Raw genomic sequence first — 12,355 nt, 5'->3', positions numbered from 1 at the left:
ATGATGCGAAGTCTTGCGGCCCTTAAAGACCGTGTTTTTAAGATCTATGAAATGATTAAAGAACTAGATCAGATGCCGATGCGAAACCTTCGCGGCGATTTCTACGACGCTGAAGAACCTAAAAAAGTAAAACGCGCGCCTCGTAAAAACAATGTGCGCGTAGAAGATCTGAGACCTCAACTTCGAGAAGATTAATTAGTAATCAACGGTGCACGCGTCCACGCGGAAAACCCGTGCGGTGGTGGCCGTGGGTGTTTGCACTTGAGTGATCATTGAGCCGGCCTCTTTCATGCCGAAGTCGGCGTCGACAAAAACGCTGTAGCCTTCTTGAGATTTACAAGCCGACTGCACAAAGATCTGTTGGCTTTCGGGATAGACACTGGCGATATCATGCTCACAGGGGCCGACTTGAAAACCCGCACGATTTTTTGAAAAATCCGCATACAGTGTTTCTACTTTATATCGACCAAATCCAAATGGGTCGGGACGGTAGACACCAATTTCTTCCAATCGGTTATTAAATGAAATACGCAACTCATCAATAGATGCTTGTCCGTTGGGAAGTCGAATTTGACACTTCCAAATAGTCGCGTAAGAAGACGCAGAGGCAAGAAACGTAAGCGCGAAAGTTATTAACAACTTCATACTGAATCCTTTCTAAAACCCCTGCATTTAAAGAACTTATGACGACAGAGCCTTGTAAGCACCTTTACGAAGATTGATCCCGTATTCAAGGTAAGCTTTCATCGCACAGATCATCTGCGACCAGCCCATGCAATTACCAAAAGCGGCTTTCATTCCTTCAGGGGATTCGCTCCATCCAAGCTCTGTGACAGTGACTTTGGTTTCTTTGGCATTCACAGGTTCAAAGACAAATTCAACGCGATTGTCTTTTCCACCTTCGGGGGAACCCCATTCAAAAACAATCAACTTATCTTTCAGAACATTTTTAGAGCGAACAGGAAAGGCACCGGGAAAATCTGCGAACTCCCACTGCACAGTACTGCCTTCTTCCAAGGGACCCGTCGCTCCGGCTGTGATGAAATAGCTGCTGAGTTTTGTGGGATTGTAAACAGCATCAAAAACTTCAGCGACAGGCTTTTGGATAATAATCCAAGTTTCAAACTTCGGGGCGACCATGGCAGGCTCCTTAGGGTTGGTTTTGATAGCGAATCTGAATAGAGCAAGCCGATTCGCCATGATTTATGATTGAGTAAACTCCATTCTGTGTCAAACCCACAGCATCGAACATTAACACGCTGTCATTCTGAGGTGTTAAGATCTCAATCATCGGTGTCGGCTAAAACGGGGCCTGCCATCAAAGCAACTGCAGCAAGTAGAGCGTAGGAAAGAATTTGTTTTTTCATAGGGCCTCCTTTTTCTTTTGGTCCATGAGTTTTGTAAAAATAGAAAGCAATGACATTGCCAAAAAATAAGAGCCTCTTTGGAAATTTAAAAGGTTTTGACGGTGAAGGTGTTGGGATTTCGACAGCTTCAAGTGCCGACACCTCGGTAAGTGACGGTTTGCCGACAGGTCCGTAAAGCTTTGGAATGAAATGGTCGAGGTGAAACTCAAAATAGTCCTCTTGCGTAATTTCTATCGGCATAATTTAAAAAAAGCCCTTGAGACGTTGCAGGAGGGGATGCGATGGACGCTGATAACTTGGCTTCATTTTTAGATCAGATTATTTGTGGCGATGCCTTAGAGACTCTTCAGAAAATCCCGGATTGTTCGATTGATCTTGCGGTGACTTCTCCTCCATACAATTTAAAAAACTCTTCTGGGAACGGTCTGAAAGACGGTCGCGGAGGAAAGTGGTCTAAAGCCGCTTTGTTGAAGGGCTACCCTAACCACGACGACAATATGCCTCATAGTGAATACGTCAGTTGGCAAAGAGCCGTGATTGCCGAAACCATGCGGACTTTGAAATCTGACGGAGCTCTTTTTTATATTCACAAGTGGCGCGTGCAAAATGGATTGCTTCAAGACAGACAGGATATCGTCAGTGGCTTTCCTGTGCGTCAAATTATTATTTGGCAAAGAGCGGGTGGCATTAATTTTAATCCGGGCTACTTCCTGCCTACATACGAAGTGATCTATCTTATCGCTAAGCCCGAGTTCAAACTATCACCGCAAGCCAATGCCTGTGGTGATGTCTGGAGTTTTTCACAAGAGATGAATAATGATCATCCTTCGCCATTTCCATTAGCTTTAGCGGAAAGAATTATTTCATCGACGGAAGCGAAAACTGTTCTTGATCCTTTTATCGGCTCGGGGACCACGGCGGTCGCGGCAAAAAAACTGGGACGTCAGTTTATCGGCATCGACATCGCGCAAGAATACTGTAAGGTGGCAGAAGAACGTGTCCGCGATTTCAATATCAGCAAAGTAGATCCATTTAAAAATAAACTGGTTTCCACCAAGGGTTCGCAATCGCGCGAGGCCAGAAAAATCATTGAAGAAAGAAATCTATCCTTCTTTGATGATTTGGAGATAGCGCCCGAAAAAGAACCGGAAGTTTCCTTGTAGAGTTACATCTCCTCAGACTCCTTTTTTCAAAGCATGATCGTGCTAAAGAAAAAAGGAGATCTGGATGGAGACTTCATCTCAACAATCGCAACCCTCTCAACAACCTTCTAAAGAAACCATGGAAGTGGGAAAAAAACTTGTCGAGCTTTGCAAGCGCGGCGACAACATGAAAGCCATTGACTGGCTTTATTCTGAAAACATCGAAAGCAAAGAAGCCGCGAGCATGCCTGGCATGCCCGCACACATGCGTGGAATCGAGGCCATTCGCAAAAAAAATAAGGAGTGGGACGAACAGATGGAAGTTCACTCTATGGAGGCCTCGGGCCCTTATCCTCACGGCGATCGCTTTGCCGTTCACTACAAAATGGACGTGTCTGAGAAAAAGTCGGGCAAACGCTGGCAGATGGAAGAGGTTGCTCTTTATACCGTCGCCAACGGCAAAATCGTTAAAGAAGAATTTTTCTATACGATGTAAACGATCGAAAAGGGGCTTTAAGCCCCTTTGTCTTTATGCGGCGAAGGTCTTTGTCGGAACATAGATTCATTAGATTTTCATTTATGGATAAAAGATTGAAATCCGACCTGTGTTCTGAAAAAAGAAGCCCATGAAAATCACGGCTCTTGTTCTTGTTTTAGGTTTTTTATCGGCCTCGACTCAGGCTCTTGCCATGAGCTTGAATGATCTGACAATTCTTCTTCCTTTGCCTCAAGAACATGAAATGTCTTTGGTGCTAAAACCTGAAGACAATGGGGCGCAAGGTCCCTTGCTTTCTAAGAAAACTTATCAAGAAATCGTTCAACTAGTTCCTGAAGTTCCTAATCACATCATCTGGAAACAAGCCTTGCAGGTCGTAGGTGTGCGCATTGATCCTTGTTTTACCGAAGGCGAAGGCCCGCTTTCGTGTCGACGTCAAATTCGATTGGTATGGCAACCGGTATTTCACGAAGAGGGCAGCGCGGATACTCGCGATGCGGCCATTCATAGTTTCTATGAGTTTGATGACGAATCTTTTAAAAAAGTGTGGCAGGCATGGCAAAAACTGTCTTCAGGTTCTAGCCAAGATGCCTTGCAAATTCATCCCCGCTTAAAGAAAGAAGGTCTTCAAGGAGCTTACTGGAAGTACCTTCGCTCTTTGATTTTGAATTTCTGCGGAGAAAATAACTTAATTCGCATGACGGCCATGAATGTGATGGCAGGAGAGCAGCTTTGGATTTTTTCAGGCTTTGATGTGATCAACGGTCAGGCAAAACCCATGGCCATTCCGCGTATTCGCGGACAGACGCAAGGAGTGATTCAAAGCTCATCTCAGTTCCAAAGTTTTTCGGGCGGCATGATGCCCGCGCCGGAAGAGCATGATCCTGAATTTTCAAAGCTGACGGCGGACTCTTGGAGCGTGAAAAAGAAATTCACGGAAGCGCAGATTCGAGAAGTTTTGGGGCGAGCTTTAGAGTACGAAAATCCCGAACGTCACAACCCAGGAACAATTGATTGCGCGAGCTGCCACCTGGCGAATATGGTTCATCAGTGGGGAGAAGCGAACTTTTCCCAGTTCAACTGGAATGCAGATTTTAACCAGGTAAAATTTCAAAGCACCTGGAACTTAGCAAATCCCACCAAGACGACGATCAAGACAAATCAACTTCGCGCTTTTGGATACTTCGCCAATGTGCCCGCGATCTCTCAGCGTGTGATCAATGAGACCGCGCAGACGGCGATTTATTTTAAATTGCAAAAGTAGTTATCTGGCGACGCCGGTTTCGTAAGCTTGACGAATCTCGCGTCCGCATAAGTAAGAGGCCCATCCCGAACCGATTTCGTTACCTCCACCGGCGGGGACTTCATTTCTAGAAATGATTCCGTACAAAGTCTTAGAGGCATTGATCCACGGGTAGAATCCAAAAAGACCCGCGCTGCTAAAGCTGCCATCGCCGGATTCATCATCCTCGACCCAATGTCCGTACGAGTAATGCCAAGCTACGGGAACGGGGCTCGAAATGGCGGAAGGACATACCGCAGGAAGAGTGCACGTGGAGTTCGCTCCCAAGTATGTGCGAATGAGAAGTTGACTACCTAAAACTTTTTGTAAGAACCGCGCGTAGTTTGCGGCATTGGTATTCACTCCGCCAGCCAATTGGGGCGAGCCAAATGTCAGCTCAACATCTGCACCTAACTGCGTTTGAAATTCAGTGCGAAGTTGCGCTCGAGTTAAAGTGCCCATGGCGTTATCGACAGCCCATTTTTGAAAGTGGCCTCCGCCGTAAAAGAATTTATTGTCATTCGCTGCCGTGTACTGCGAGTTCGTACCAACATTGGCGCATTCTTGAACTGTGTTGGTGCCAATGCAGGAAAGATTGCCAAAGCTCGTGTAGCCTGCCAGCATTCGTAAATGCTTTTCTGTCGTGTTATCCAAAGTGCCGTTCAGCCTTTGAATAACGTAAGCCCCAAAAAGCCATTTTGTAGCTGAAGCGATGGGCATGTTAGTTGTTCGTGTCACCGTTCCATTACCGGCAGATCCTGAAGCTAGCACCGAAGTGGCATTTCCAATTTCCCAATAAAAAGGAACAATAGCCGTGCAATTGGGATTGGATGAGGCGGTCGTGACAGCGGCAGAGATCTTTGATTCTTCAGAGGGTTCCGAGACAAACTCGGGCACGGTGCCATCGCCTTTGCAACTGCACAAAAGAAATACAAAAACTGTCAAAATAGCAGTGAGGTGTCTCATCTGTATAATTATTGAAGCTCCAAAGCTTTTCGTCAAAAGTAATTTGGCTCGGGAATCTTCGGGCTCTATAATAAAGGGATGCTAGAAACCATCATCTATTGCCTCATACTTATTGCCTGTTTGCTTTTGATGTTTTTTAAGCCGATCTCAAAGTACACCTTGAGCTCTCGCTACATTGACTACGGCATTGGAACTGTCGTCTTGATTATCCTTTTTATTGTGGTTATTGCGACCTATGTTTCGCCAGCAATGATTGAAGAGGACTTAGCCAAAGAGCCTTGTGGATCTGCGACGCCTCAAGGTGTCTGTTACAGCTTAGATCATGGGCTTTGTCAGTCCTTATGGCAGAAAGCTCGCGGAGACTGTCAGATAGAGATGTCAGATATAATTAAGAGCCGCCCCACAGGTTTAATAGGCCCTGGCTTGAATCGATGTAGTGCGCGAAAAATGGACAAGGCAATTCGTTATAATCGTGCTAAAACAGAAAGCGCCTACTGCAAGGCTTATTTTAAATATATTGAAGAAGTTAATGGACACTAATAAAACTCCCTATGAACTTTTAGGAGGCGAAGAAGTTCTTCGCCGCATCGTAAAGCGCTTTTATCAAATCATGGACACTATGCCTGAAGCCAAAGGTGTGCGAGACATGCACCCTGGAAATCTTCAAGGGAGCGAAGAAAAGCTTTTTATGTTTTTAAGTGGATGGTTGGGCGGGCCCAGTCTTTTTATTGAAAAGTATGGTCATCCGCGTATGCGTGCGCGGCACCTGCCTTTTAAAATCGGTAAATCAGAGCGCGATCAATGGATGCTTTGCATGGTGCAAGCTTTCGAAGACGAAAATGTTCAAGAGCCTTTGCGTTCGGAGCTTTTACATTCTCTTTTAAGACTCGCGGATCACATGCGCAATCAAGAGGAAGCGTAATCAGTGGTAAGGGACATAACGTCCCACTAATTTACTCACAGAGCGAATCAATTGTTTTGCTTCAACAGGTTTTGCTAAGTGTTCATTAAAGCCCGTATCCAACGCTTTCTTGTGATCTTCTTCGTGGGCATAGGCCGTCAAGCAAATGGCTTTCACGTTGCCTCCCATTTCTGCCGGCAACCGGCGAATCATGCTAATCAGTTCGTAACCGTCTTTTTCGGGCATGCCCACATCACTGATCAAGACATCCGGTTTGATTTTTATTAAAAGCTTAAAGGCTTCTGTCGCTGTCGAAGTGACCGTGGCTTCGGCTCCGGCTTTCTTCAAGATTGTGCGAATCAAAGCTTGGGCATCGGGCTGATCATCGACGACCAGGATCTTAATTCCTTTCAGCGGTAAACGCGAGGACACATGTCCTTCGGAATCTTTAACTGGTGGAATGACGGGAAGACGTAAGGCGGTGATCGGGAAGATGGCAGTGAAGGTCGCACCGGTGCCTTTACCATCACTGTGAACCTGAATAGCGCCGCCATGAGCTTCGACAAGATTTTTCGTAATAGCAAGGCCCAATCCCAGTCCGCCGAATTTTCGGGTTGTGCTTGAGTCTTCCTGACGAAAGCGTTCAAAGACATAAGGTAAGAATGCGGGATCTATTCCTTTACCCGAATCACGAACCGTCAGAATAATATTGGAGCCATTTTTTTCAAGCTTCACCAAAATTTTTCCATGGCGGGGAGTGAACTTCACCGCATTCGAAAGCAAATTCCAAAGAATCTGTTGAAGCCTTGTTGGGTCTCCAGAGATATAGCACTCTCCACAATTGACTTCGTTCACATCAATGTTTTTCGCACTGGCCGCTGGCAGAATAGATTCCACAGCCATCGCGACGATTTCGGCCATATCAACCACTTCCAGATGCAATTGCACGCGTCCGGTGATGAATCGTGAAACATCCAGGATATCACTAACGATGTGAACTTGCGCTTTGGTGTTTCGGTAAATCGCTTCAATAGATTTTTGTTTTTCGTTTTCATTCAACTCGTTACCATAAAGAAGCTCGCTATGTCCTAAAATCACATTCATCGGTGTTCGGAGTTCATGCGAGATGGTCGCTAGAAATTCGTCTTTCAGGCGATTGGCGGTTTGCGCTTGTTCGTAAAGAACTTGTTTTTCAGCGGCCTCTTTCTTGAGTTGCATGTTGACGATTGCAAGCTCTTCGGTGCGCTGTTGAACTTTGATTTCTAGCTCCTTAGAAAGACGGGTGAGATCTTCTTCGGCCCAGGTTCTCAGGATGAATAGACTGATGTGTTTTGAAATATCATCTAAGGTTTCCATCATACGCTTATCGGGCGCGATTTTTTCAGTGTGCAAAAAGCAAAGAGTCCCGATAATGTCGTTGTCTACCAGGGGACAGTAAATCAAAGATTGAAAACCCGCGACTTCGACTACTTTAGCTCGCGGATAGTCAGAGTTTTTCAGCGCGGAGGTTATGTGAACAGGGTGAAGCACTCCTTCAGTTTGCGGGAAGAGGCCTTTTTCCTTTGGTAGGAACAGTTGGTGACTGATGCTTAAAAACTTATCGCGCAGTTCGGGAGCTTCACTCCAATTGTCAGTGTAGTAAAAGTTTTGACGTCTTTTGTCGGTCAGCCACAGTTCAACAAGAGGCCATTTAAGTCCCACACCCAAAGTTTCAAGAATTCGTGGAACCGCCGCTTTCAAAGTGCTTTCTTCCGTTAGGATGCGGGTGATCTGATACTGAAGAATATTAAGCTGATCCTCGTGTTTTTTTTCAGTGATGTCCCTTAAGAATGCGCCGAAGATCAATTCATCTTTTCTTCGGATGGGATAGACCGTCAGCTCAACCATGATGATTAAACCAGATTTGTGTTTCGCGGGAACTTCGATGCGTTTGTTGATGATGGGGCCTTCGCCGGTTAAACGAAAGCGATCCAAGCCTTGCAAATGCGCTTTGTGATAGTCCTCGGGAATAATGATGTCGGTTAAACGTTTGTCTATCACTTCCTCGCGAGTCCAGCCAAAAGTTTTTTCCGCTTGGACATTCCATTCGCGGATACGGCTATTCGTATCAATGGCAATAAAGGCATCATTGGCAGAGTTTAAAATCGCGCGGGTGCGCTCTTCGGAACCTTGCAGTTCTTCTTCACGAAGGCGTCGTTGATTGATCTCTCTTTGAAGATGGGCTTCTGAACGTCCTTTTAAAAGTCCCACGGCAATGCTGACGGCGGGGAAGGTCAATCCCCAACTGATAAGTCTTTTTTGCATGTCTTCTTGAAGGTCAATCACCGAATTCAAGGAGCTGTAGTAGTAGGCGATGTAAAGCCAGGCCAGTAAACTGGTTATGATGCCCGGTTTGAATCCGCCGTAAAAACAAGAAAGAATAACGATAAGAACTAAGAAGGGGGCAGGGTTGGGTATTTCCCAAGGCGTGTAGCGAGTGAAATAAATAAACGCAGCAAGAAGCGCGATACACAAGGGACCGACAAGGTAGAATCCGACACGTTTGGTTTTGTCATTGATCTTTATTTTCATGGGACCTCGTAGCCTGTCCTGGCTATAAATATCTGACGGATCAGAGGGCCCAAGTAGGAAAAAATGAAGTATTAATAATTAGTCATTTAAACAAGAATCTGATTTGCTGATTGGCAGCTAGTTGTCCATCATATCCATACGTTCAAGATCCCGTTGCATCTGGAAAAGATAATTGTTTTCTCCGTCAGGATCTTTTGAATATTCTTTAAACTCTTTGAGCTTTTCTTGGTTGGCGCGATTCCAGCTTTCGTCGCTGAAAGGACGGACATAACGTCCCGAGATGTCATACTGCTCAGCTATTGTTGCATCCATCATCACTGGAATTTTGGGATCATGCAAAGTCATGTGCTTTTTCCACTCTTGCAAAGGCACGGCCTTTTTTTCCATGGACGGATCAATGATGTAAGGGACCTCTTTACCGTTGATTCGCACCATCACCAGTGGCGCCACATGGAATTTCCAGCGGCGTTTGTCTTTGCCATTTGGATGCGGGACTTCAAGTCGCGGAGATTTGTTTTCATCCACAGAGGCAAACATTTTTAAAGGGCGGACGCCTTTTAGCAGCATAAGGCGCGACATTTCGTGAGCGCGTTCTTCGCAGCCGGCGATGGCAAAATCAAAGGGGATTTCGGTGTGTGACTGCATTTCGCGAAACAAAGCTTGCGCATCGGATTCAGAAAGTGCCGTGACCGCTTTGCCTTGATACTTTGCACTTTGTGAAGAGGCCGGGATCAAAGCTTCATTTTCGCAAGGACGCGAATCTGCGCGATGGACATATTTAAGGGTGGTATCCAGGCCTTTGACAAAGGAATGCAAACCGTCGTTCGCGGAAACCACAGATGCATTCAAACTGAAAAGAAGAGCAAGCAAGCCTTTCATCGCTCTTCTTATCGGCGGAACGTTCTGGAATTTTCAGCAGTTTTCAGGGGAACTAGACTTAAGAGCGGCCGCGGATTTTCTCTAACTGAGCCACCTTTTCAAGCAGGTTGTCGCAAAGTTCTTTCTTCTGTGCTGGACTTAAAGTCGTCAGCACCTGCGTGAGCAGTGATTTGAGGCGAACTTGATATTTCTTTACCGCCTCATTGAATTCGGGAAGATTGAAGGCGTCAGGTTGCTGTGAAAACTGGGCGACAAAATTCTTAAGTTCTTCGGGGTGCGCTCGCTTTTGCATGAACACTTGAAAGACATGTTCACGATTTTTAATTTTAAGTTCAGCGGGATAGGGTGTTTCCTGAAGGTGCTTTTCAATCAAAGCGGATTGCTCTTTGGAAAGGTCACCAATGAACATTTCAAAGTACTTGAAGTAGCGCTTCTTTTGATTTTTTTCGTACTTTTTTGAACGGATGTCCTTCAGATCGTCTTCATTTTTTTCTTTAAAAGACTTTTGAAAATAGCTGAGCTGATCTCCATCCGTTGAAGCAATGAAGTCCACGGCTGTTTTGGAAAAGTGGGAGGTGAAGTGTTCCACATTGGAAATCACAAGATCGAACGCGGTGTTGACCTTCTGTTCGTCCAACGAATTAGTGGCGACGTCTTTTTCTAATTGTTTGGCACTGTCAATCCATTGAGGAAGCACTTCGGTTTTAATTTTTTTAAAGTCACCTTGCAGTGACTTTTTTAAATTCTTGCTTTGTTCTGAAGAAATATCGAAGTAGTCGTCGACGCGTCCGGCGATAAAAGTATCGGCCCAGTTGACGGCAATATCCATGCGGGCGCAGGCAGAAAAGTTGAGGGCGCAGGTTGCAATTAAAATAAATTTTTTCATCCCGGTTTTCGGCTGGCGAGTTCGTCAGTTGTGGCAAAAGCTTGGAAGAAGGACTCGGTTTACGAAGAAACTCCTTCTAAAAAGATTAGCAAATCTTTCTTTACCAGGGGGAAAACAGGGTTAAAGCCAGACCTCGGGCGAGTTAGCGGCACTTCTCCGCATTCCAGGTTTTTAGCTCTGTGGATGTCGATTCAGACGCATCAAAATGGCGTGCTTCATCAAAAGTCCAGACAAAGTCTTTCACGTAGTTATTGTAGCGATTGACGTAATGAAGGCCGTCGCAGATGCCCTCTAACCCCTTATCCGACATATACCAGTTTTCATGCGTACCAACGACAACGGTTTGTTGTTGCCGCATGTCTTGGCACTTGTATTCACAAGTCCATTTACGTTTAGTGCCGTACCAAGTTTTTTTGTAATAGATGTACTTTTTTGAATAAGGGTCCGCAATACAATGGCAAGCCCAGGCGTTAGAGCTGTACGCTTGAAACGCAGAAAAAAGAGCAAAAAGAATTAAACTCCAGCGACGCATAAGGCCTCCTGCAAAAGGCCAAAGCAAGTCTCATTCCCCGTAATAAACGGCATAGAGCTTATGAAGTGTTTGAATCTTTGACAGGGGACCAAATAGGCGAAAAGGCGTGTCAGTCGACTAGGATTTTTTCGCCTTTTCTGCCCGCACGGTGGTGCAGGTGGTGCGCATCATGGGAAGCAATCAACGAGCTTGCCAGACCTGCCGCGCGATCCAAAAGTTCTTCGGCGGACTCTACAAGGGCCTGACTTTTTTGCACGTAGCGGACATTCCGTTCCATGTTTTCCATACTCCATCCCAGCGAGTGCGCGATGAAAGGAAAGGGCGGAAGGTGAAAACCCAGCTCTGAAAAAAAGCCCATCATTTGCCCCGCGACGGCCTGCACATTGTCCTGTCCGCCGGTGATGATGAATCCCGCGACTTTATTGCAGATAAGTTGATTATTGTGGGTCGTGATCTGGTTTTGAATGCAGTTCAGTCGCTCTGCCATTTTGTAGTAAAGCGAGCTTGCGGATCCCCAGCGAATCGGCGTGGCTAAAAGAATCACATCCGCCCAATGCACAATGTCCTCGTAAACTTTTTCCAGTTGGTCGTTCGGGTCCATTTGGGTGATCGAGCAGGGCCAGGTACAAGCTCTTGCGGCCTTAGAGTAAAAGCCTTCGCAGTGGCGGAAGTGAAGATCGCGCAAGGTGTGAAGATGTGTTTCATAACCTTTACTTTGCGCATATTTCAGTGCGGCATCCAAAAGAAGTTCCGAAGTCGACACGCGGGGATTTTTAGAATCCATCACTGTCGTAGAAATTCCCATCACACGAAGTGGGCCATCAACACGTTCGGGTTTGCGAGCCAATGGGTGAGGGGCGTGAGGCTGCTTGTGTTGAGGGGAGGCGGGCTTAAGATCAACCCACAGTTCGTCGTCGACCTCTTTCACTGAATAACTGGCAACTTTATCGCACTCAAATCCAGGTTCGCCTTCGCCAGTTTGATAATGAAACTTGTAGTAATGCCAAGGGCACACGACGTAGTCACCTTCAAGGCGACCTTCTCCTAAAGGACCTCCGACGTGATTGCAGGTGCCCGAAATCGCACTAAACTTATTGTCACGGTATATCAATGCGATTTTTGTTTTACCAACTTCCACTTGTTGCAGAGGTTTGGATTTAAGTTCTGAAAGAGTGCCAATGCGATGCCAGTTCGATGTCATGGCCTATTTCAATCAAAATATTTTGTTAAAGCAAGGTATTTCAAATTTGCCAATGTTTAGCTGAAACTGGATTTTAACAACTATTATAGGATTTATTCGTATTTTTCTCTGCGACTAAAAGCTAACAAAAAA

Annotated in this window: 14 protein-coding genes; 6 read left to right on the top strand and 8 right to left on the bottom strand. The window is 45.7% G+C overall.

All coding sequences use genetic code 11. From position 1 onward, the window contains the following. The gene (locus tag AZI85_RS03630) at nt 1-195 is read left to right on the top strand and encodes a hypothetical protein (RefSeq protein ID WP_063242799.1); all 195 of its coding nucleotides are present in this window, start codon (nt 1-3) and stop codon (nt 193-195) included. Here the strand turns inward: AZI85_RS03630 and AZI85_RS03625 are convergent, their stop codons facing one another. Both AZI85_RS03625 and AZI85_RS03620 read right to left on the bottom strand, forming a co-directional pair. Further along, nucleotides 196-645 carry a hypothetical protein gene (locus tag AZI85_RS03625; protein WP_063242798.1) on the bottom strand — a complete coding sequence of 150 codons (450 nt, stop codon included), beginning with the start codon at nt 643-645 and terminating at the stop codon, nt 196-198. 36 nt (nt 646-681) lie between these two features. Then, nucleotides 682-1,140: an SRPBCC domain-containing protein gene (locus AZI85_RS03620; protein WP_063242797.1), complete on the bottom strand. Its 459-nt coding sequence runs from the start codon at nt 1,138-1,140 to the stop codon at nt 682-684. A 508-nt stretch (nt 1,141-1,648) separates the two neighbouring features. Here AZI85_RS03620 and AZI85_RS03610 point away from each other — a divergent pair. The 3 genes from AZI85_RS03610 to AZI85_RS03600 all read left to right on the top strand — a co-directional run bounded on the left by AZI85_RS03610 (nt 1,649) and on the right by AZI85_RS03600 (nt 4,269). Further along, complete coding sequence (locus tag AZI85_RS03610; protein WP_063242795.1) at nt 1,649-2,530, top strand: DNA-methyltransferase; 882 nt, start codon at nt 1,649-1,651, stop codon at nt 2,528-2,530. Nucleotides 2,531-2,594: 64 nt separating this feature from the next. Then, nucleotides 2,595-3,005 carry a nuclear transport factor 2 family protein gene (locus tag AZI85_RS03605; protein WP_253720823.1) on the top strand — a complete coding sequence of 137 codons (411 nt, stop codon included), beginning with the start codon at nt 2,595-2,597 and terminating at the stop codon, nt 3,003-3,005. 130 nt (nt 3,006-3,135) lie between these two features. Further along, the gene (locus AZI85_RS03600; protein WP_063242794.1) at nt 3,136-4,269 is read left to right on the top strand and encodes a hypothetical protein; all 1,134 of its coding nucleotides are present in this window, start codon (nt 3,136-3,138) and stop codon (nt 4,267-4,269) included. Here AZI85_RS03600 and AZI85_RS03595 read toward each other — a convergent pair whose 3' ends face one another. Then, nucleotides 4,270-5,253 (bottom strand): hypothetical protein, encoded by a 984-nt coding sequence (locus AZI85_RS03595; RefSeq protein ID WP_063242793.1) that lies wholly within the window; start codon nt 5,251-5,253, stop codon nt 4,270-4,272. It lies immediately after the preceding gene. A 78-nt stretch (nt 5,254-5,331) separates the two neighbouring features. Between AZI85_RS03595 and AZI85_RS03590 the strand changes: the two genes are divergently transcribed. Both AZI85_RS03590 and AZI85_RS03585 read left to right on the top strand, forming a co-directional pair. Further along, nucleotides 5,332-5,793 (top strand): hypothetical protein, encoded by a 462-nt coding sequence (locus AZI85_RS03590; protein WP_063242792.1) that lies wholly within the window; start codon nt 5,332-5,334, stop codon nt 5,791-5,793. Further along, nucleotides 5,783-6,175, top strand: a complete 393-nt coding sequence (locus AZI85_RS03585; protein WP_063242791.1) for a group II truncated hemoglobin — start codon at nt 5,783-5,785, stop codon at nt 6,173-6,175. Before AZI85_RS03590 ends, AZI85_RS03585 begins: the two co-directional genes overlap by 11 nt. Here AZI85_RS03585 and AZI85_RS03580 read toward each other — a convergent pair whose 3' ends face one another. From AZI85_RS03580 to AZI85_RS03560, 5 genes are all read right to left on the bottom strand, one after another. Next, on the bottom strand, nt 6,176-8,725 hold the full coding sequence (locus AZI85_RS03580) for a hybrid sensor histidine kinase/response regulator (RefSeq protein WP_063242790.1): 2,550 nt from the start codon (nt 8,723-8,725) through the stop codon (nt 6,176-6,178). It lies immediately after the preceding gene. 117 nt (nt 8,726-8,842) lie between these two features. Continuing rightward, nucleotides 8,843-9,604: a protein-glutamine glutaminase family protein gene (locus AZI85_RS03575; protein WP_063242789.1), complete on the bottom strand. Its 762-nt coding sequence runs from the start codon at nt 9,602-9,604 to the stop codon at nt 8,843-8,845. A gap of 58 nt (nt 9,605-9,662) precedes the next feature. Further along, nucleotides 9,663-10,490, bottom strand: coding sequence for a DUF6279 family lipoprotein (locus AZI85_RS03570; RefSeq protein WP_063242788.1), 828 nt, complete (start codon nt 10,488-10,490; stop codon nt 9,663-9,665). Nucleotides 10,491-10,632: 142 nt separating this feature from the next. Then, the gene (locus AZI85_RS03565) at nt 10,633-11,022 is read right to left on the bottom strand and encodes a hypothetical protein (RefSeq protein WP_253720822.1); all 390 of its coding nucleotides are present in this window, start codon (nt 11,020-11,022) and stop codon (nt 10,633-10,635) included. A 109-nt stretch (nt 11,023-11,131) separates the two neighbouring features. Continuing rightward, nucleotides 11,132-12,223 carry a Rieske 2Fe-2S domain-containing protein gene (locus tag AZI85_RS03560; protein WP_063242787.1) on the bottom strand — a complete coding sequence of 364 codons (1,092 nt, stop codon included), beginning with the start codon at nt 12,221-12,223 and terminating at the stop codon, nt 11,132-11,134. Between the last annotated feature and the right edge of the window lie 132 nt (nt 12,224-12,355).

This window comes from Bdellovibrio bacteriovorus (genome assembly GCF_001592755.1).
Classification (GTDB): Bacteria; Bdellovibrionota; Bdellovibrionia; order Bdellovibrionales; family Bdellovibrionaceae; genus Bdellovibrio; species Bdellovibrio bacteriovorus_E.
This window is presented reverse-complemented; position numbering and strand designations above follow the sequence as displayed.